Genomic DNA, 19,123 nt, shown 5'->3' with positions numbered 1-19,123 from the left:
TTGAATAAGGGCGGGTTTTGTTGCTCAGTTATTAGTGACAAGCTAGTTTGAGTCCCTAAACCCGCCCCTACAGGGGAATACTTGGCTCCTAAGACAAATGACATAAACGAATGACAAATGACTATGCTCAGTCAATCTTACCAACCGTCTACCCTTAAAATGCGCCCCCTATCTTTTTTACGGAATTGGACGATTTTAGTCTTACTATTGCTTTGGTGTACAAGCTGTTCATTTCAAGACTCAGAAGAGATCGATTTAACCCTCAACACCCAAGCTGGAGGGCGTCCTGGACTCTACAGCTTAAGTGGCACAACCAATCTCCCTGATCAAAGTCAAATTACAGTAGCCGCAATTCGCGATTTACGCTTCCCTGATCAGGCGGTGTATGGCGATGAATCGAATGCCCCTTATTCCATTCTCGATCGTCAAGTAGTCAGGGTTGAGGACGGAAAATGGCAAGCCACGTTAAATTTATGGCAGGTAGCGCCCGATGGACATTTCCGGGAAGCATGGCAACTGGAGCAATCACCCATTGGTGACTCCTTGCAACCCTCTGCTGATGTATCATTTGTGGCATTATTTGATCCACAGGGTCAACTGCCAACTGTAGAAAATCAAACCATCCAAACACCAGAACTTGAAGGTCAACTGGTTCGCTTTACGAACGAAGGTCAGCCTTATGTCAAGGTCACTCAAAGCCAACGGATTCCTCTACCAACGGGTCGAAAAACTCCCCCTGTGGTTAAACCTGAAGATATGAATTGGGGTTGGGGAAAGGAGCGCTATGAACTTCCACCACAATCCCCAGCCCCTAAGAATGTGCGTCCGCAACCTTTGAAAACTGAACAAACAAATCAACCGCTTTTGCCCTCAGAATTCTTGCGCTGATGGGCGAGAGGGGAAACTAAGTCGGGGCGGGTGCGAGTTACTTATGGGTGCAAAATAAATGATAGTAGTAAAACCCGCCCCTACACTTAAAACGATTGGCAGTGAAAATTTGCCTTTTGGGATCGCCGAAACCTTGATATACCGTAGGGTGGGCAATGCCCACCAGCCTTAACGCGACGCGGATTGCCTACTCTCGTCGTTCAATAACAAGTTTCAAACGAGCAACGAGCGCCCCAATCGCGCCGACAGCGGCTATGACGGGAAACAACGTCACACCAACGACTCCACCCACAACGCCAACGGTTAGGGGAATTTCGATTAAGATTTGCTCCTCTTCGTTCTTGACGATAATCCGGCGAATGTTACCCTGATGGATCAGTTCCCTCACTTTGCCCACTAAGTCATCGCCACTAATGGTGAATTCTTCGACATTGACTTGGGTAGTGGTATCAATCTCAGGTTCAATAGACTGTAACTCATTTTCTAGAGGAACAGTTTTAGCGTTAATCTCCTCGAAGCTTTCTTCTGTGCGAATTGGTTCGTTCATCCTTAAGCTCTTGTATGTTACTACCTTTCAGGGTAGCGAACTCAGTTGCTGGAGAGTTAACCAGTTGGATTGAATTGATTCGATGATTCGGGACAATATAAAGAAATCTATACCATATATTTTGGCACAATGCCTCTAGAGATACTTGACAAGGAAAGAAAATATGTACCCAAAAATTTTGATAATGATTTTTTTTCTGACTGGATTAGGATTAGTGACTCCCATTCGGGCAGAAAATGCGGATCAGGTTCGCCAGTTATTGGAAACTGGAGCCTGTCGCCGATGTGACTTGGAAGGGGCGAATTTGAGAGATGCAAACTTGAAATTCGCTGATCTCAGAGATACTGACTTGAGAGATGCGGATTTGAGAGGGGCGGATCTCACACAAGCCGATTTGAGACGGGCAGATTTGACCGATGCGAATCTCAAAGGGGCTGATTTGAGAGGGACTTATTTAAGATTAACCAATCTGACTGATGCAAACCTTAGACGGGCTAACCTTTGCGGTGTGATTATGCCAGATGGTGAAACCTCTGAGCAAGGGTGTGATTGATATTATATTCACTCACTCCAAGACATCTGAGTCAAAATCTGCGGAATGTAGGTTTTAGGATTCGTTAGCGAGGTTTAAGACTCGTTGATACAACTGGGGACTGACGCGAAAACCAGCTTGATGGATCAAGGCATCCATGAGGGGTTGAACTTGGGGGATGAGGTTTCTTTGTTTGGCTGTGACCAGAATGCCCAGAATCCCAATGATAGAAAGTCCAAGCTGACGGGCTTCCCGTCGTCCTAGGCGTTCATCAATAAGTAGGTCATCGGCTTTGAGTTCAAGCGCTAGGGCTATGGCGTTGGCTTCTCCGGCATCAAGTCCCCGATCACGCTGAAGTTGATGGGCGATTGTGGCATCGGTGGAAGATCGGGTTTGAATCCAATCAAGCTGGAGAATGGCAGGAATAGCGGGATTATTGGCAGCCGCAAGTTCTTCGGCAACGAGGGTAGGAATGATGACGGTTTGGTAGAGGGTTTCTAGCAACCAGAGATGATTGACCAAGGCTAGATTACAGAGGGGGGAAGTGTCGCTGACAACGATCATAGCCAGCCCCGATCGCGCAGGTGTTGCACGTCTTGCTCAAAGTCTTCAACATCATAGTGGACGCAGATGCCGCGATCGGCGATGAGTTTTTGGAACTCCATCAGATCGATTCCGGCAATTTTGCTGGCGCGGCTGAGGGTGATGCGTTCTTGCTTAAACAGAGCGATCGCAATTTCCCGCAGCCAGTCGCTCTGGTTGAAGGTGTCGGTTTTGGTGAGACTGTCGGGGAGATCGAGGGTAATTTGCATAGTAATTCCCTAGCGCTATAGGTTTATTTAGAGTCAAACCGGGGACGTTTACTCCGCCTTGTGTAGGATTTTTGATGGTAGTGAGCGCTCTTGCATACTACGGGATAAGGCTTGACGCTGAGTGTAGTACATCCGCACATGGGGAACTTCAGTTTAAGTTAGCTGATATTGTCCGCTAACCACAGACTCCTATATCACCGTTCGCTCATTTGACAACGCACTTTTTGAGAATGCGAGCTAGCAGCTTGTCAATAGAGCCTCTTTATTTCATTAACCAGTTCTCGATGCTAAAATTTTCCCCTTCTGCTTCGATTTGATCTGGAGCCAATGGAGAGATAAAACTTGGTGGATCAAAGGTTGGCACTGGATCGATCATTGGGGGAGAATATTCAAATTTATCTCTGATAAAGTTTTCCTCGTCAAGTGGATTATTGCATTCACCATTTGTACAGGAAAACGAAAACCCGCTGGATTCGCATGAACCATTGGCACAGCTTATCCCGCCACCCATTACGCTACCACTAAAATCACTAAAATCTCCTAAAGGGACACATTGATCGCCACCGCCAGAACAACTCACACCCACACTAGCCGCAGTCTGGCTGAAGGCTGGTTCTCCCGATATTAATTGGAGCCAAATCAGCCCAACCAGCCCTAGTCCTCTGGTTAATACATATCTGACTTTCATTGTTTTCTAACCAGGAAAGTATATAACCCCAATTATAGACACACTGGATAATATTTGTCAGGGTTATCATATCTGTGGGCATTAGGATGGTGGCAAAGCTTTATTTGTGCGACTCTTGATGTGTTTCCTCCTTCTGTTCGCACTCGTCATCATCATTGTCCTCGCACTCTTTTTGCGCTTCGTATTCCTTAAGCAATTGCGCCACTCGCTCTTGAATTTCCAAATGTCGGGCTACGCCTTCGTAGGTATAACGGTTGTAGCCATTGCGCTCAATCAGGGTTTCAATATTGCTAATCCGTTCCTCTGTATTCGGGTGAGTGGAGAGCCATGCAAATAAGGGGCGATCGCGGTCTTGTTCATTTAACGTAATCATTAGATTATGCAGTCCATCCGCCGCATAACCACTAGCGACTAAAATCTTTGTCCCCAACGCATCGGCTTGACGTTCCATGTCCCGGCTATAGTCGAGAACAATTAAATTCGCGGCGGTGCGACCAAAGGGAATATATTGGGTAACATTGGCAATCAGATTCCCCTCCGTCACCAACTGAAAGCCATGGGATAATACCGCATGAGCCAGTTCATGAGCCAATAACCCCGCCAACTCCGCCTCAGATTCCGTTTTCAAAATCGCGCCAGCATTGACAAATACCTTCCCACCTGGTAAAGCAAAAGCATTTAGTTGGTCATCCATGACCACATAAAACTCATACTCAAACTCATCCCGCCCAGCAACGATCGCGAGTTTGTTGCCAATTTCCCGTACATACTCCAGCACCTGTTCATCCTCAACCATGGGGAGTTGCTTTTGTACCCTTCCGGCGAAGCTTTCACCCACGGCTGATTCACCGCGCAGCATTAATGTGGTGGTTTCAATTGCCGAAATCGGACCAAAGAGATTTCCGGTAAAAATATAACCCAACGCCCCCGTAACCACATTCGCGATCGCGTTTCCCCTCAGTTCACTCCGCAGGCGCGATCGATACCGTTCTAAATTCTCGTCCGCTAGCACCTCAAACTCCTCCGCTTGGGGATGATTGAAGTTAAACATGGCAAACTGACGGGCGGCTAGAGAAGCTTCTAACCAGCGTTTGGTATTGGCTAGGGCGATAACTTTAGCTTTAATTAAATCCGGCTCATTTGGATATAAGGTTGTCGCCCGCTCCAATATCTGAATCGCCTCATCTTGACGGTTATACTCCTGGAGGACTTGAGCATAGCGTAGATGAGCCGGAATAAATTCTGGTTGCTGTTCGACTAAAAACTGGAGGGGGATAAGAATTTTGGTTTCTAGCTGCTGTTCTAACCCTTCCTCCGACTGACGCCAGTACACCGCACCCGCCGGTGAGAGTTCGCTGGGTTGATAAATAGCGGTGGGTTTGTCTGGGGCTGCTTCCGTTTCAAAAGAGGCTTTCGCTTCCTGATAAAGCTGTTGGGCGGCGGTAAATTGACCGCTCATGTAGAGGCTATCGGCTTCAATCAGCTTCTGTTGACGTTCCCGTTGTTCGGGTGTCAGTTCTGGAATTTCGGCTGCGGTTTCTGTGTCTTCTTCTGCATCAGCCGAGTCGTCGCTGGGGGTTTGTGAGGTTGGTGTCGTCTCTACTTCGGTAGAGTCTTCCGCCGTGGTTTCTGTGTCTTCTTCTACATCAGCCGAGTCATCGCTGACGGTTTCTGGGGTTTCTATTGTCTCTACTTCGGTAGAGTCTTCAACTGTAGATGAGGGGGATTGAGTATTTAACTCTGGTGGTGTTTCCTCTTCAGGGGCTGAAGGAGTTGAACGCGGCAAAGCATCTGGGATGACGATAGTTTCTGGCGTTTCCGAGGAATCCTCAGCGACGATCACTGAAGCGGAAGCGGCTGGGGGACTGTCTGGAATGACAATAGTTTCAGCCGTGTTTGCGGGTAATTGGTGTTCAACCGCGACTTGTTCAGGCGATCCGATCAACATCTGGTGATCGAGGGGATCTGGCGTCTGAACCCTTGGCTCACTGTGGGAATCTAAAACGGTTAGATTTTGAGTAGAACGAATGGATTCAGGAGTTTTCGCAGACTCGGCTAAAACGATAGAGGTCGAAGTTGGCAGTAGGATGCCTAAGGAGAGTAGGAGGGAGTTCCAGAGCAGTTTCATCAGCCGATCTCCAGGGATTGCTCGTTAGGGTTTGATTGTAGCCTTGACGCTCCCCGCTCTTGCATAGGCGGGGATTCTGCTGACAGAGCAGGCTGTGGAAGTTGCCATAATCTAACTCTCGCTACGGTCGTCAAACACCGTCTACCCAGTCGGTTTAGGTCAATACCTAACTTTCTGGCTACTTTTCTTAAAATATTAGCACTGCCGTTTAAATCAGCATTTACAATTGTGCCATTTCCACTACGGTACAAGCCACGCTTTACTCGTCTTCCTGGGTAGGGTCGAGGAGAAATATTACTACTTCTCCCCTCCCATCCGAAACCGTGCTTGCGATTTTCACCGCACACGGCTACTCAATGTGTTTCCTTTTGTCACTACAGGACTTCAGACTACCATCTAGGGCAGTCTTTTCATCGTGGCAATGCCGATGTAACAGTTGTAGGTTTTTCCACTCATCCTTGCCGCCTAGCGCTCTAGGGATTTTGTGGTCTACTTCTATCACGTCCCATTCTTGGAAGCGTAGTTCGCACCAAGGACATTTACCCTTTTGTTGCTTGAGCAACTTAGCCTTTCGATTAGGCATTTCGGGGTGTTTTCCTAATCTTGAACTCCAGTAAACTAGGTCGTCATCGAATGGACTTTTATCGCCTTTAACTTTTACAAAAGTGGTGCTACTGCTGCTAAATTCCTTATGTAAAAGTAACCGCAGGGGGTTCGCTTCCCCTATCCTGGTTGCGAATACCCAGTTATTGCCATTTATGGTTATCCAGTATTTGGCATGACCATCGTTGATGTTTCCACAACGACGTTTTGCCCATCTACGAAGTTTCAGGTATGTTAGGTGGTCTTGTTTGGCTAATTCTCCAACTGTTTGTGCGTCAGAGTTTGAGAAGTAAGAAGTCCATCCCCTTATTACAGGGTTAAGGTCTTTAATCAGAGCCGCTTGGGATGAAGACCTATGCTTTTTGATGATTCTTCCGACCTGTTCCTGATGTGCCTTACTCGCCTTCTTTGATGGGGTGATGAGTGTGTTAAATCCCAATATCCTACCTTGAGCGTTTATGTTACTCCGGTATTTACCAGCAGGGTATTGCCGGATGTTGTGACCTAGAAAGTCAAATCCAGCTTTACCATCCTCACTTAACTCTGGATGGAGTGTATGAGTTAGCCTCGTCTTTTCGGGTTTTAACTCCAGACCAATACCACTTAACCATTCCGAGATTATTTCCCGGCATCTTTGGACAACAGACTTATCCTCGTGTAGGACAACGAAATCGTCGGCGTACCGAATTAAATTGGGTGTTTTAAACTTGGTTCCTTTTTTGTGAAACCAAGTTTCCCTCATGGTATGACTCATTTCGGGAAATTCCTTTTTAATCCGTTCTTCCAATCCGTGGAGGGCGATATTTGCCAGTAGTGGGGAAATGACCCCGCCCTGTGGTGTTCCCTCAGATGTAGCAGTAAATGCTCCTTGGTCTATTACACCAGATTTCAGCCAAGCTTTTATTTGTTGCCTGACCTTACCTTTGATTTTCAACTTTTGAAGCAGTTTCTCATGGTTGATGCGGTCAAAGCATTTGGCTATATCCGCGTCTAATACGAATTTAGCTTTACTCTGAATACAATTCTTAATTTGTTTTACCGCATCGTGGCATGACCTTCCTGGTCTAAAGCCATAGGAGTTTGGCTCGAATATTGCCTCCCATTCTGGCTCAAGGGCATTTTTGATTACCGCTTGTAAGGCTCGGTCGTACATTGTGGGTATTCCTAGTGGTCGTTTTTCATCTCTTCCGGGTTTTGGTATCCATACCCTGCGAGTAGGGCGGGATTTTCCCGTTAGTTTGAGTTGACCTACTAGCTCAAATCGTGCTGTTGGGGACAGAGATTTTACACCATCCACTCCTGCCGTTTTCTTGCCAGTATTATCTTGTGTAACCCGTCGTACCGATAAGACCCTGTTATACCAAGACCTCATCAACGTCTTTTGGAGTTTACGAACTCGCTTGACATCGCCGCGACGTGAAGCAGCATAGATTCGCTTTTGTAACTTGAAGACGTATCGTTCGGCTGTTCGCCAATTGATAGACTTCCATCCCTCTGTATTTAGTGAATCAGAATTAGGCTTGTTCATCACTACTCATGACTCTAGCTTTCACACATTGCGGTTCACGTCTGCGTATCCCGGCAATTACGCCATCCCTTTTCAGGCATTACCCGTTGTTTCGGGTTGGGCTTTTGCTTCTTGAACCATCCCACCTATCCATTGCATCTGGCTTGACTACCTACCTTATCAATCGACCTCGATAAGGAGCAATGGATGGGTTGCTTCGTTCCTACTATCCATTGATAGAGTCTTTAGGGCGTGTCTCTCCACCGGGGTTTTAAGAGGTGTGCTATCTCGGTAGCATAATCCTGATAGTCTTTTACCCTTGTCGGATGTTTCCGACCCAAGAGGTAGGTGTGAACCTACAAGCTTATTTCCCTTGGCGGAGTGGTTACGGTGGTTCGGATGACACTTCGTTTGTTCTACCCAATGAACTCTTGCTTGCAGTAGGTGCTTTCAGCTATTACCACCTATTACTGCTTTCACCCCCGCTTTACAGATTTGATAGTCAGTCTCTTCTGTAGGGGCTACCAGATGTCTGGTAGTCTGTGTGCTTTCAACCCCACACCAGGGCGATAGGATTTAGTGTTTTCTGGATTGGGTTATGATGTCAGTGTGACCATTTTTCCCTTCCTCCCCTAGTTGTCTTAGCTGTTGCTCGACTAGGTTTCTTCACCTATATGGATAGTAAGTTGTCAATTAGTAGAGGATTAAAGTGCGAACTCTACCCTATTGGGTTACTCTACTAAAGCCTGGAATCCCCCCTATTTCTAGGTTTCTCCAGAACGAATCGCACATGCTTTCCACCCGTCTGGTTTTTCACCAAACTTAGGTAGGGAGTCTCCATCAAGATAACTAGCTTTACTGGTATATGCCTCTTCGGTGACTTCTAAGTGAATGCCATAAACTTCACACAATTGCTGCAATCGGTCTTTTAGTTTACCCAATGGCATTTGAACAAATTTTTGGTTGTTCAGTCTACCCATATTGGCATTATCTTTGAACCCCTCATTCCATCCTAGAACAATCGTACTTATGCCATATTTTAAGCAGTGATTGATAATCAACCGAGCTGCCTTGTTAATGCCATCCCTCATCCGGTGATTGCGTTTACGGGTCACTCGGTCAAGAAAGGTATCCCAGTACCCCTGTGGTTTTCCTTCTTTCCTGGTCGAAACCTGCTTATTCCAGTATTGATTAAATGCTTTCATGGCACGGGCATCAATTAGAAAAGAGTTGCCCCGAGTATCAACACAAGCAGCTAGATTGTCGGCTGTACCTAAATCAATTGCTAATGCTTGGTCGTCAATCCCCACGAATGTCTCCTGTTTGGGAATTTCGTAGGAAGCCTCCAGGTAAAAAACACCATTTTTAGGCAAAATAGTCCATTCCTTGACCTTAGCAATATCAAGGTTGCTTGGAGCAGGTAGCCTGAAGCTATCAATTCCGAACCAACGCCTAACGGTTAAACAAGCGTGAAAACTGAAGTTGACCATCAACTAGCTTAGGCTTCTGTCCTCCTGAATTGGGATAAGCTACCTTGAACAGCCTTGACCCTTTTAGATAACTGGGTGGCTTAGGCTTATTTGGTAATTGCCCTTTAAACCAAGCTTGACGCAACCCTTTGTAAGACCTGAACGCTTCAGCGACACTTAATAGGGTTTGCTGTGCGGGTGTTGAAGGTAGGGACTGGGCAATCTGACTCTTTCCTATACTGGGTTCGTAAATCAAATCAAACTTTCCAGTCAGGAGTTTATTTGTCTTGAAAAACGTTTGACGAGCAAAGTACACGCCCATGTTATAGAGTTTTCCTGACTGTTCGCAGAGATACTCCAGAACCGCTTTTGTCTCTTTGTCGGGATGCAGCAGCATTTGCTGTACCCCTCTAGGTTTCTTTTTCTTAGGCATTGCCGAACTACGCTCTCTTACACTTTTACTCCCTCAACATCGTCTTTCTCCCACTCAATCTCTATTAGTTCACTAATACTCCTGAGTCCAAAATATTTGCAGAGCGTCTTGACTGTGTGGTTGTCGATCCGATCAAAGTGGTTTCGACACAACTTACCTACGGTCGTGGGGCTTAATCCCGTTTGAGCCGCTAAAGTTTTTTGATTTAAGCTTTTCTGTTTCATTAACGTTGGCAGCTTGCTGATCACTTTCATGTCTTTATACTACCATCACATGGTACTACGATGTCAATATCGTAATTAGCTGTTGCCGCGATACTATTATCGTGTTATCTTTAAGGCATAGAGAAGGCGCCCGTCTACCGCGTCTGGCGGGGCTTGGAACTCCTGGGAACATTCTTTCGCTCCCCGGTCGATGGAAAGTGGATTGCTGAACCCTTCTGCTGCAACGACAAGAAACACTACAACACTCACGCCCAAGCCCAAGCCGCCATTGTCCAGGCTTGGAGCCGCCGCTAGTTGATTAGCTCTCAGGGTGGGTCAGTCCTGCCCTGCTCAAGTTCTGAGTAGTTGGCTCTACGACCAGCCAGAATTGAGACACGTTGTATCTTTCCTAGAGGATGCTGCTATTGAGGTCGTGAAAGCGTCGAAACAATAGCAGTTTTTTGATTGGTGAAAAATCCCCCATTATTCCTTTATAATGGGGGTTGTTTTTGTCAGCACCGAAGCCATTCAGAGATACATCAATGACCCTCACCACACTTAAAGGGGGTAGGCGACTAAAGTCGCTACCGCGCATTCCTCTCCGGTCTAAAGACACGGAGTTTCCTGCGACGGAGGATCTTTTTTCTGGCTGAATGAGGGGTTAACCTTCTATCTGACTCTCGCTTTAGATCCTTGGTTCCACTGAAGTTTGGGATGTGCCCACGAAGAGTGCGATCGCGCTTGATCTGCTTAAGGGCGAGTTAACCTCCCTAATCGATTGCCCCATCTACAGTAGTCCAGCGACTCGCCCTAATATTTAATCAAATAAATTTTTAAGGAAATCCATGGATTAACCAATCAAACTCGTGGAATTTACTTAATTTTATTTCTTCGGAAATTATCCTGTTTGTAATTCCACGGTATTTTTTGAGATCAGCTCGACAATCTTTATAAAAATTTGATTAAATAGGAAAAAAATAATTCAGACAATCAATGGGCAATCTTATGCAATCACAAGCAGCTTCTCCCCAAAATAATCGCCCTTGGTATGAAAAAGAGGACGGGACTTGTGCCATTTTAGAGGCAACCCTCGTTGACATTGGAGCTAATCAACCGCCTCACCTGATGTTCCCTGTCCACTGGGCTAAGTCCCTAGAGATTTTGCCGCAAGCGAAACGCATGGCAGACGAACACCAAGCCATGTTAGTCTTACTTCTCCATGGAGAAGCATCGAACAGCGAAATTATGTCCCTGGTCTTACAATTAGCAGAGACTCAAGTTCTGCCGTTATGGATTGGCGAACAAAATCGCCGGAAAGTGGATCAAATTATTTCTATGCTCTCCAACCAGCTTCAAGGTTAAACCTAGCCCAAAGCCTGCCCTTGAGCGAAGCGAAGGGGTTATACCAAATCCGGGGAATGCTACCCTCGTTCTAACCTAGTCCGCGCAGGCATGGAAATACTTGAGCAGCTTCGTAGATACGATGAAGTAGGGGGAGCAGGGGGAGCAGGGGGAGCAGAGGGAGCAGAGGGAGCAGGGGGAGCAGGGGGAGCAGAGGGAGCAGGGGGAGCAGGGGGAGCAGAGGGAGATGTTAGCTGTTCAGTTATTTCTGCCTTCTTGCACTAGTCCGCGCAGGCGGACTTTGTTTGTGTAGCAGCGATTTCAATCGCCTCTTGCAGGGGGTAATAAAGGCTAAGAAATTTTTTCCACAGACCAATGTTTAATCACACGGAGTTGTGTTGGGTGTGTCCCTGAGGCATCGGGTGCTTTATCCTGCTGGGCTTCTATTGCCTTGTGCAGAAATTCCATTTGCTCCTTAATCTGTTTAAATTGACTTTGAAGTTTTTCTAAGTCCGAGGGAGTAAGCGCAGGGGTCACATTCTGCGGTTCGCTCATGGCTTTTTTGGACGCATAAGCCATGTAGGTTTGGGCTGAAGCAAACTTGGCGGCGGCGGATTGTACTGTGGCTTGAGCAGAACTCCCAGAAGGTGCCGTCACCAGTGAGGTACTAATCACAAAGGGAGGGGATGACGGTGCAGGTTCTGGTTTGAATTCTGGCTGGGGAGTCGGTACAGGTTTCGGTTTAGTCACTTGGGGTAATGACAAGGCGGGTTCCGGTTGACTCTGTTGGGGTGGTGGTTCTGATTCGGATTGAGTCTGCTTGTGTTCTGAAGACGCCTGGAGTTCGCTTTGGAGTTCTTCATCCAAAAAGGAAGCTAAGCCAGAGGCGGTTAATCGAGATTCTTCAGCTTTGAGAGATTCTAACAATTGGTCTCGTTCTTTCAAATTTTGCTCCAAACTGGAGAGTTGGGCTTGTGCCGCCGCCGATTTACGGGCAGACTGACGCCAACCTGTTACGGCGATGCTAGACGTTCCTGCAGTTAAGGCGAGTACAGCCGCTAAACCTAGGTAAGGCATTGCCACATCGGGATCTCTGAGCTGCCCATGAAATATCGGTTCATCTTGAAGTTGAATGGTTACTGGCTGATCCCCAAAGATAGCTAAGGGCAAGGTCAACACACCAAAGACTGCTGCCGAAATAACCGCTGGTATAATCACGAATCGTTGTAGTGGAGAACCCGTCATAATATATAGTTCCTAGTGACAATTTACAGTAGTCGTCCTACTGCTGATTACTATTAAGATTTGGCTAGAGAAATTCCGATTGGCAGAAGCACGTCAATGAGTGCTAGTTTTAGATTAATCTTTGTATCAAAAAATGTCCATATATTTTTATGAACTTCTGATTAAGAATCCAGGAATTAATCCGTATTTTTACAAAGACTTTACATATTCATAATAGCTTTACAATTAAAGTTCTAAGAGAGAAAATATTACTCATACGAGGGAACATAAGAGAGGGACTTTTGGTCAAACTTGACAGGTTAATCAACAGTCTTAACCAAAAACTACCAAGCTCTACCCTGTTCTCACAATTTTTGGCTGAGTTCTTAACCCTAAGCCAGTTGGCTGTAACCCCTAGACTTTATCTAGAATGTTTACTAGACAGGAAAGTGATCGGTTTGAGGAGTCGATCGGAATAAAAGTCCACCGCAACTTACAGGAATTGCCAAGCCGAGGTTGAAATCATCACCGTTTCTGATTCGGATGTCCACAGCACTATGTTTAAATTCTTCCGAGACCCGCTTTTATCCATTAGCCACACCCTATCCCTGTTTCTACACAGGATGTGGAATCTCTTGACATCATTTCCACGCCACCCAGATCGGTGTAGAGACAAGCCTGGGGGTGTTTCCCCATTTGTCCAAGACCAACAGACTCAGACCAACAGATACCGGATGGGAAAATCCCGGGGCTTGCGCCGAGGTATTTGTTTCGCCTTAGCCTTCCTCTTGTCACTGGTGATGGGCGTAGATTGGTCGGCTGATTTACCTGTGGCGGCGACGAACAATCCAGTAATTACCGTTACCTTCCCCCTTTCGACCCAGGGTGCGAAAATCGTGGATGCGACGGGTCAACTTGTCCTGCTGCGAGGCGTGAACTGGTTTGGTATTGAAACCGAAATGCACGCCCCCCACGGTTTGTGGAAACGGGACTACAAAGATATGTTGGCTCAGATAAAAGGATTAGGATACAACATGATCCGACTTCCTTATGCCGTAAAATCCCTCAGATCAGAAGACGTGACGGGTATTGACTACAGTATCGGTGCCAATGCCGAACTGGAAGGAAAATCGCCCCTAGAGGTGATGGATATGATTATCCAGGAAGCCGATCGCCAAGGGTTAATGATTCTGTTGGACTCGCACCGACTCAACGACGAACGGATTCCCGAATTGTGGTACGGTGATGGCTTCACAGAGGAAGACTGGATCGACACCTGGAAACTGTTAGCCAGACGCTACAAAAATCAATTAAACGTGATTGGGGCTGACCTGAAAAACGAACCCCATGGTCGCGCCAGTTGGGGAACTGGGGATTTGGAAACCGATTGGCGACTGGCGGCGGAACGCGCTGGGAATGCGATTCTGGAGATAAACCCGGATTGGTTAATTGTTGTCGAAGGGGTGGAAAATAACGTTCCTGGTCAAAAACTGGCTATTCATTGGATGGGCGCCAATTTAGAGGGCGTGGAACGATTCCCAGTGCGATTGTCCCGTCCCAACAAAGTGGTGTATTCCCCCCATGAATACGGTGCTGGTGTCTTTGATCAACCCTGGTTTTCTGAACCGAGTTTTCCCCAAAATCTCACCCGTCGCTGGGAAATTGGCTGGAATTATATTGCTAGAAAAGGGATCGCGCCGATCTTTATCGGTGAGTTTGGCGGACGACAAGTTGATTCCCAATCCAAGGAAGGCGTTTGGCAACGGAAGCTGGTTAATTTTGTGCAGAAAGAGAATCTGGGTTTTGCCTACTGGAGTTGGAATCCCAATAGTGATGATACTGGAGGACTGCTCAAAGATGACTGGTTGACGGTGGAGGAACCGAAGCAAGACTTACTGCAAGGAGTCCTAATTGCCACTCGGTTTACCCATAAGCCCGCAACCGCGTTAATTCCTAATATTAAACCCACTCCGTCCATAGGGATTAATCCCACCCCAAAACCTCGTCCCCGTCAACCGGAATTAAAAGTGACTTCGACGATGCGATCAGATTGGCAAGATGGGTTTTGTTTGAGTATTGAGGTAAGCAATCCCACAGATCAGGCGGTGAAGGATTGGCAAGTGCAGTTCCAGATGAATCAGGCGACAATTAGTCAGACGTGGAATGGGAACTTTAAAGCCCAGGGTTCAGAGTATGTCGGAAAACCCTTAGACTGGGGACGCGCGATCGCACCGGGAGAAAGCCAGGAGTTGGGATTTTGCGCTGATAAGCGAGGTTCGGATTATCAGCCGCGACAACTTTCAGCAGTAGCGGTTAGCCCTAACTCTGAGTTTTCCCCCGCCGTTAGGATTCCCACCACTCCACCCCAATTAAAAGTCGTCTCTAATCTACAATCCGATTGGCAAGAGGGATTTTGCATGAGTTTAGCGGTAATCAATCCCACGGATAACAAAGTGCGCGACTGGCAAGTGCAATTTAACCTTAATCAGGCGGCGATTAATCAGAGTTGGAATGGGAATTTTCAACAGAAAGGATCGCACTATATTGTCACGCCGATGGATTGGGGACAGGTGATTGAACCGGGACAAAAGCGTGATTTGGGATTTTGTGCCAATAAGCAGGGTTCCGATTACCAGCCTCAGCAACTTGTGGCGTCGAGTCGATAATAGGGTATAAATAAAAGAAGTAGGGACACGATATGTCGTGTCCCTACTCTATGTGGGTACGTTAGAATGTTTTTCCCAACAAAATGCAACTCTTTGCGGTTATTATTAATGGTCACTGGCAACCCGGAATCGGTGATCCTACGTTCATGGGCTGGTTTACAGTTGTGGTGTATTTCATCACAGCGTTATTGTGCCTGATTTGTGCCTTACCTCATCGGCTCGTCCTTCTACAGCGAGTGAATCGAAATCTTTGGCTATGGGGATTCTTCGCCCTTATTTTAGTATTGCTGGGTATTAACAAGCAACTCGATCTTCAGTCTTGGTTGACTACAGTTGGCAAGGAATTAGCAATATCCCAGGGTTGGTATCAGCAGCGCCGCATGGTTCAGGTGCAATTCATTGGGGGAATCGTGATTGCGGCGTTAATTTTACTCTCAGTTATCGGACGCGCCGTCTATGCTGAACGACTAACCTATCGATTAGCGCTTTTAGGTCTAATGTTTCTTTCTTGTTTTATTGTCATTCGCGCCTCATCATTTCATCATATTGATGCCTTGCTAGGTTGGCAACTGGTGGGATTGAGAATGAACTGGATATTGGAATTAGGAGGTATCGCTTGTATCGCGATTGCCGCAATCAGGACAATTTCCGAGCGTTGGTCTACTAAGAATTCATAAGCCACAAATCCTATGAAACAATCGGCAAACCAGCTAAAGCCATGGCAATTTCCTGGTCACTATACTCGCTATCACATAATCGTCCCGCGTGATAATCAAGGTAAGATTGCATGTCAAAATGACCGTGACCACATAAATTAAATAAAATCGTGCGGCTAATCCCTTCTTCCTTACAGCGTAAGGCTTCGTCAATTGCCCCTTTAACCGCGTGGTTGGCTTCCGGTGCGGGTAAAATCCCTTCAGCACGGGCAAACATGACCCCCGCTGCAAAACAACTTAATTGGGGATAGGCGCGGGGTTCAATTAACCCTAATTCAACTAAATGACTGATTAGAGGACTCATTCCGTGATAGCGCAATCCACCTGCGTGAATCCCTGGCGGCACAAACGAACTGCCTAATGTGTGCATTTTAACCAAGGGGGTTAGATGAGCCGTATCGCCAAAATCATAGGCGTATTTTCCTTTGGTTAAGGTTGGACAAGCGGTGGGTTCTACGGCGACAAATCGAGTCGTTTCTTGCTTACCCCGTAACTTGTCACCCAGAAAAGGAAAGGCAATTCCAGCAAAGTTGCTCCCCCCACCTGTACAAGCGACAATAATATCCGGATAATCCCCTGCCATTTCTAATTGGGTTTGTGCCTCTAACCCAATCACCGTTTGATGTAAAAGAACATGATTTAGAACGCTACCTAAGGCATAGTTAGTGTTTTTATTCCCTAACGCTACCTCCACCGCTTCACCGATCGCAATCCCTAAACTGCCTGTACTATGGGGATTATCTGCCAGAATCGAGCGTCCAGCTTGGGTTTCATTGCTGGGACTGGGGATGACTTTGGCACCATAAGCTTCCATTAAAGCGCGTCGATAGGGCTTTTGTTCGGCGCTGACTTTCACCATATAAACCACAACCTCTAAGTCAAACAGCGCCCCAGCAAAGGCTAAGGCTGAACCCCATTGTCCCGCCCCGGTTTCTGTAGTTAGGCATTTGATTCCAGCCTCTTTGTTGTAGTAGGCTTGAGCAACGGCGGTGTTAGGTTTATGACTTCCGGCTGGACTAACGCCTTCATATTTATAGTAGATTTTGGCAGGTGTATCCAGGTGTTTCTCTAAGCGTCTGGCACGATAAAGAGGAGTGGGACGCCATTGACGATAAATTGATTGTACAGGCTCAGGAATTTCTATTTCCGGTTCGGTGCTGACTTCTTGTTGAATTAATGCCATAGGGAAAAGCGGTTCCAAGTCAGTCGGCGTAATCGGTTGACCGGTGGCGGGATTGAGAACTCCTGGTAAGGGTTTGGGTAAATCCGCTTGGATGTTGTACCAAGCTTTGGGCATTTGGCTTTCGGACAGGGTATATTTAATCTGCATATTAGTTAGTGAGATTAGGGTTTAGGCAAATCGTCATGGCTGAGATTTATCTTATATAGCATTTTCATTTAAGATGTGAAACTAGGATTGAGGGAGGAATGGAACAGGGAACAGTAAGGATGAAATCGGATATTATGAGATGGCTATTTTCTGGATTAAATGAGCAACAAGTTGACGAGTCCATTCCCTCGGTTCACCCGGCTTGGTTGTTAGCCTGGGGGCAATTTCGCGCTGAACCGCCAAATTGTACATTCTTGATTCCCAACCAGTTAGCGGTAAGTCTGATTCAACCCGCTTTTAGTCCTCAAGGAGACTATGGGGTAGTTGGGGATATCTGGTTAAGTAATTCTGTCAGATTGTTGCAACTCTTAGGAATTGCACCTAGGGATTGGCGGGGAACAGATCAATCATTGGTGGCGCTACTGTGGGAACGTTGGGGACAGGATTGTTTAGATTACCTGGAAGGGGTATTTGGACTAGCGATTTGGCATCAGCCGAGTCAGAGGTTGTGGTTGGTGCGCGATCGCGTCGGCGGTAGGACGTTATATTATACAACTATGGGTTCCTCTTGCTGGATTGCGCCTCGGTTGAGAACCCTGCGCCCCCACCATTCAGCCGACTTGGATTTAGTTGCGTTGCGGGATTATTTAGGTTGTGCATTTGTCCCCGGAGAACGCACACTTTGGCAACAGGTGCGGGAATTGCGCCCAGGTACGGTGTTACAGTTACCCGATGGACAGCCAGAACCTTACTGGCAACCTCAAGAACAAATTACCCATCCTCAGCACAGTTTATCATGGCACGCTCAACAGTTGCGATCGCGCCTCGATCAGGTGGTTCAGGAATACTTACCCAATACTGAACCTGTGGGGGTTTATTTATCGGGGGGATTGGATTCGAGTTGCATCACTGCACTCACGGCTAAATTTCATCCCCATCCAGTTCATACCTACTCGATTCATTTTGGCGCAGATTGTCCCAATGAATTAGAATTCTCCGATTTAGTTGCCCAACATTGCCACACGCAGCACCACATCTTAGAAATTACTCCAGAACAAATGTGGGGTCAATTACCAATAACTATGGCACAGTTGGATGATCCGATTGGTGATCCGTTAACGGTTCCCAATTATTTATTAGCCCAACTAGCGAAAGAAGCGGTTAAGATTATTCTCAATGGCGAAGGGGGAGATCCCTGTTTTGGTGGACCGAAAAATCAGCCGATGTTGCTTAACCAGTTATACGGTTCTCCGGACAATAACCCTAATTTAGTTGCGGCTTATTTGAACTCCTTTAAAAAATGCGCTGCTGATTTACCGAAGTTGTTGAATCCAGAGATATGGGATTCGGTTAAAACCACGCCATCTGTCTTTGAGGCGGACTTATTTTCATCGGCGCAGTATCTGAATCGGTTAATGGGACTCAATATTAAATTTAAAGGTGCGGATCATATTTTAACCAAGGTGAATAATCTGACTCGTGCTGCTGGATTAGAAGGGCGTTCTCCCTTATTTGACCAGCGAATTGTGCAGATGGCAATGGAAACTCCGCCGGAATATAAGCTGGCGGGAAATCAGGAGAAAGCCGTCCTCAAGCAAGCCGTTGCTGATATCTTACCAGCGGCAATTATTCAGCGTCCCAAAAGCGGGATGATGGTGCCGGTGCAGTTTTGGTTTCGTCACTATTGGCAACGACAAACCAAGGCGTTGTTGTTGTCGAAAAAATGTGCTATATCGCCTTATTTAAATCAGGCAGTAATTCGCGATTGGATTGAGTATCGTGGGGATAACTGGAACCGTTATGGGGTGAAACTTTGGTTATTGGTGAGTTTGGAATATTGGCTTAATTGTTGATTTAAATGGGTGACATCGAAATTATATTTTTTAACGCAGAGGACGCAGAGGTTTACGCAGAGGGGCGCAGAGGGAGTTAAGGGTTGAGGAGGCAAAAACCAATACCTAATACCTAAAATTTACCCCCACCACCAGATTTATTCAGCAAGTCCTAAATATATTGGAGAGTCCCCTAAATTTACC

Annotated in this window: 17 protein-coding genes and 2 pseudogenes; 8 read left to right on the top strand and 11 right to left on the bottom strand. The window is 46.6% G+C overall.

Annotation, left to right across the window (positions count from 1 at the left end):
* Positions 1–117: 117 nt before the first annotated feature.
* Positions 118–888 (top strand): hypothetical protein, encoded by a 771-nt coding sequence (locus RIM23_RS07320; protein ID WP_446365781.1) that lies wholly within the window; start codon positions 118–120, stop codon positions 886–888.
* Positions 889–1,075: 187 nt separating this feature from the next.
* Here the strand turns inward: RIM23_RS07320 and RIM23_RS07315 are convergent, their stop codons facing one another.
* Positions 1,076–1,435, bottom strand: coding sequence for a DUF4342 domain-containing protein (locus RIM23_RS07315; RefSeq protein WP_446360896.1), 360 nt, complete (start codon positions 1,433–1,435; stop codon positions 1,076–1,078).
* Between the two features lie 184 nt (positions 1,436–1,619).
* Between RIM23_RS07315 and RIM23_RS07310 the strand changes: the two genes are divergently transcribed.
* Positions 1,620–1,988, top strand: coding sequence for a pentapeptide repeat-containing protein (locus tag RIM23_RS07310; protein WP_446365779.1), 369 nt, complete (start codon positions 1,620–1,622; stop codon positions 1,986–1,988).
* A gap of 54 nt (positions 1,989–2,042) precedes the next feature.
* Here RIM23_RS07310 and RIM23_RS07305 read toward each other — a convergent pair whose 3' ends face one another.
* From RIM23_RS07305 to RIM23_RS07270, 8 genes and pseudogenes are all read right to left on the bottom strand, one after another.
* Positions 2,043–2,531 carry a DUF3368 domain-containing protein gene (locus tag RIM23_RS07305; RefSeq protein WP_446365777.1) on the bottom strand — a complete coding sequence of 163 codons (489 nt, stop codon included), beginning with the start codon at positions 2,529–2,531 and terminating at the stop codon, positions 2,043–2,045.
* Complete coding sequence (locus RIM23_RS07300; RefSeq protein WP_446365775.1) at positions 2,528–2,779, bottom strand: UPF0175 family protein; 252 nt, start codon at positions 2,777–2,779, stop codon at positions 2,528–2,530. Before RIM23_RS07300 ends, RIM23_RS07305 begins: the two co-directional genes overlap by 4 nt.
* A gap of 262 nt (positions 2,780–3,041) precedes the next feature.
* On the bottom strand, positions 3,042–3,467 hold the full coding sequence (locus RIM23_RS07295; protein ID WP_446365773.1) for a hypothetical protein: 426 nt from the start codon (positions 3,465–3,467) through the stop codon (positions 3,042–3,044).
* A gap of 100 nt (positions 3,468–3,567) precedes the next feature.
* Entirely contained in the window at positions 3,568–5,595 is a 2,028-nt protein-coding gene (locus tag RIM23_RS07290; protein ID WP_446365771.1) for a M48 family metalloprotease, read from the bottom strand.
* Positions 5,595–5,867: pseudogene (locus RIM23_RS07285) on the bottom strand (hypothetical protein); the annotation flags it as partial. The gene RIM23_RS07290 and the pseudogene RIM23_RS07285, both read right to left, overlap by 1 nt.
* Positions 5,868–5,944: 77 nt before the next feature.
* Complete coding sequence (gene ltrA / locus RIM23_RS07280; RefSeq protein WP_446365769.1) at positions 5,945–7,726, bottom strand: group II intron reverse transcriptase/maturase; 1,782 nt, start codon at positions 7,724–7,726, stop codon at positions 5,945–5,947.
* Between the two features lie 758 nt (positions 7,727–8,484).
* A pseudogene (locus RIM23_RS07275) lies at positions 8,485–9,607 on the bottom strand (RNA-guided endonuclease InsQ/TnpB family protein); the annotation flags it as partial.
* A 17-nt stretch (positions 9,608–9,624) separates the two neighbouring features.
* Positions 9,625–9,861, bottom strand: coding sequence for a helix-turn-helix domain-containing protein (locus RIM23_RS07270; RefSeq protein ID WP_446365767.1), 237 nt, complete (start codon positions 9,859–9,861; stop codon positions 9,625–9,627).
* A gap of 123 nt (positions 9,862–9,984) precedes the next feature.
* Between RIM23_RS07270 and RIM23_RS07265 the strand changes: the two genes are divergently transcribed.
* From RIM23_RS07265 to RIM23_RS07255, 3 genes are all read left to right on the top strand, one after another.
* Entirely contained in the window at positions 9,985–10,125 is a 141-nt protein-coding gene (locus tag RIM23_RS07265) for a hypothetical protein (RefSeq protein WP_446365765.1), read from the top strand.
* Between the two features lie 690 nt (positions 10,126–10,815).
* Positions 10,816–11,172 carry a hypothetical protein gene (locus RIM23_RS07260; protein ID WP_446365763.1) on the top strand — a complete coding sequence of 119 codons (357 nt, stop codon included), beginning with the start codon at positions 10,816–10,818 and terminating at the stop codon, positions 11,170–11,172.
* A gap of 90 nt (positions 11,173–11,262) precedes the next feature.
* On the top strand, positions 11,263–11,436 hold the full coding sequence (locus RIM23_RS07255) for a hypothetical protein (protein ID WP_446365761.1): 174 nt from the start codon (positions 11,263–11,265) through the stop codon (positions 11,434–11,436).
* A gap of 66 nt (positions 11,437–11,502) precedes the next feature.
* Here the strand turns inward: RIM23_RS07255 and RIM23_RS07250 are convergent, their stop codons facing one another.
* Positions 11,503–12,396 carry a hypothetical protein gene (locus RIM23_RS07250; RefSeq protein WP_446365759.1) on the bottom strand — a complete coding sequence of 298 codons (894 nt, stop codon included), beginning with the start codon at positions 12,394–12,396 and terminating at the stop codon, positions 11,503–11,505.
* Positions 12,397–13,175: 779 nt separating this feature from the next.
* Here RIM23_RS07250 and RIM23_RS07245 point away from each other — a divergent pair.
* Complete coding sequence (locus RIM23_RS07245; protein ID WP_446365799.1) at positions 13,176–15,041, top strand: cellulase family glycosylhydrolase; 1,866 nt, start codon at positions 13,176–13,178, stop codon at positions 15,039–15,041.
* Positions 15,042–15,124: 83 nt separating this feature from the next.
* Positions 15,125–15,718, top strand: coding sequence for a hypothetical protein (locus RIM23_RS07240; RefSeq protein WP_446365757.1), 594 nt, complete (start codon positions 15,125–15,127; stop codon positions 15,716–15,718).
* A gap of 10 nt (positions 15,719–15,728) precedes the next feature.
* Here RIM23_RS07240 and RIM23_RS07235 read toward each other — a convergent pair whose 3' ends face one another.
* A complete protein-coding gene (locus RIM23_RS07235) occupies positions 15,729–17,087 on the bottom strand; it encodes a TrpB-like pyridoxal phosphate-dependent enzyme (protein WP_446365755.1) in 1,359 nt (452 codons plus the stop codon).
* A 134-nt stretch (positions 17,088–17,221) separates the two neighbouring features.
* Between RIM23_RS07235 and RIM23_RS07230 the strand changes: the two genes are divergently transcribed.
* Positions 17,222–18,940 carry an asparagine synthetase B family protein gene (locus RIM23_RS07230; protein ID WP_446365797.1) on the top strand — a complete coding sequence of 573 codons (1,719 nt, stop codon included), beginning with the start codon at positions 17,222–17,224 and terminating at the stop codon, positions 18,938–18,940.
* Positions 18,941–19,123 lie beyond the last annotated feature (183 nt).

The sequence above is a fragment of the Coleofasciculus sp. G3-WIS-01 genome, from assembly GCF_040223135.1.
In the GTDB taxonomy this organism is placed as follows: Bacteria; Cyanobacteriota; Cyanobacteriia; order Cyanobacteriales; family Coleofasciculaceae; genus Coleofasciculus.
This window is presented reverse-complemented; position numbering and strand designations above follow the sequence as displayed.

Excerpts from the sequence above, each read along its gene's own strand:
- RIM23_RS07320 (WP_446365781.1), top strand. The coding sequence starts at position 118 with ATGACTATGCTCAGTCAATCTTACCAACCGTCTACCCTTAAAATGCGC.
- RIM23_RS07315 (WP_446360896.1), bottom strand. The coding sequence starts at position 1,435 with ATGAACGAACCAATTCGCACAGAAGAAAGCTTCGAGGAGATTAACGCT.
- RIM23_RS07310 (WP_446365779.1), top strand. The coding sequence starts at position 1,620 with ATGATTTTTTTTCTGACTGGATTAGGATTAGTGACTCCCATTCGGGCA.
- RIM23_RS07305 (WP_446365777.1), bottom strand. The coding sequence starts at position 2,531 with ATGATCGTTGTCAGCGACACTTCCCCCCTCTGTAATCTAGCCTTGGTC.
- RIM23_RS07300 (WP_446365775.1), bottom strand. The coding sequence starts at position 2,779 with ATGCAAATTACCCTCGATCTCCCCGACAGTCTCACCAAAACCGACACC.
- RIM23_RS07295 (WP_446365773.1), bottom strand. The coding sequence starts at position 3,467 with ATGAAAGTCAGATATGTATTAACCAGAGGACTAGGGCTGGTTGGGCTG.
- RIM23_RS07290 (WP_446365771.1), bottom strand. The coding sequence starts at position 5,595 with ATGAAACTGCTCTGGAACTCCCTCCTACTCTCCTTAGGCATCCTACTG.
- ltrA (WP_446365769.1), bottom strand. The coding sequence starts at position 7,726 with ATGAACAAGCCTAATTCTGATTCACTAAATACAGAGGGATGGAAGTCT.
- RIM23_RS07270 (WP_446365767.1), bottom strand. The coding sequence starts at position 9,861 with ATGAAAGTGATCAGCAAGCTGCCAACGTTAATGAAACAGAAAAGCTTA.
- RIM23_RS07260 (WP_446365763.1), top strand. The coding sequence starts at position 10,816 with ATGCAATCACAAGCAGCTTCTCCCCAAAATAATCGCCCTTGGTATGAA.
- RIM23_RS07255 (WP_446365761.1), top strand. The coding sequence starts at position 11,263 with ATGGAAATACTTGAGCAGCTTCGTAGATACGATGAAGTAGGGGGAGCA.
- RIM23_RS07250 (WP_446365759.1), bottom strand. The coding sequence starts at position 12,396 with ATGACGGGTTCTCCACTACAACGATTCGTGATTATACCAGCGGTTATT.
- RIM23_RS07245 (WP_446365799.1), top strand. The coding sequence starts at position 13,176 with ATGGGCGTAGATTGGTCGGCTGATTTACCTGTGGCGGCGACGAACAAT.
- RIM23_RS07240 (WP_446365757.1), top strand. The coding sequence starts at position 15,125 with ATGCAACTCTTTGCGGTTATTATTAATGGTCACTGGCAACCCGGAATC.
- RIM23_RS07235 (WP_446365755.1), bottom strand. The coding sequence starts at position 17,087 with ATGCAGATTAAATATACCCTGTCCGAAAGCCAAATGCCCAAAGCTTGG.
- RIM23_RS07230 (WP_446365797.1), top strand. The coding sequence starts at position 17,222 with ATGAGATGGCTATTTTCTGGATTAAATGAGCAACAAGTTGACGAGTCC.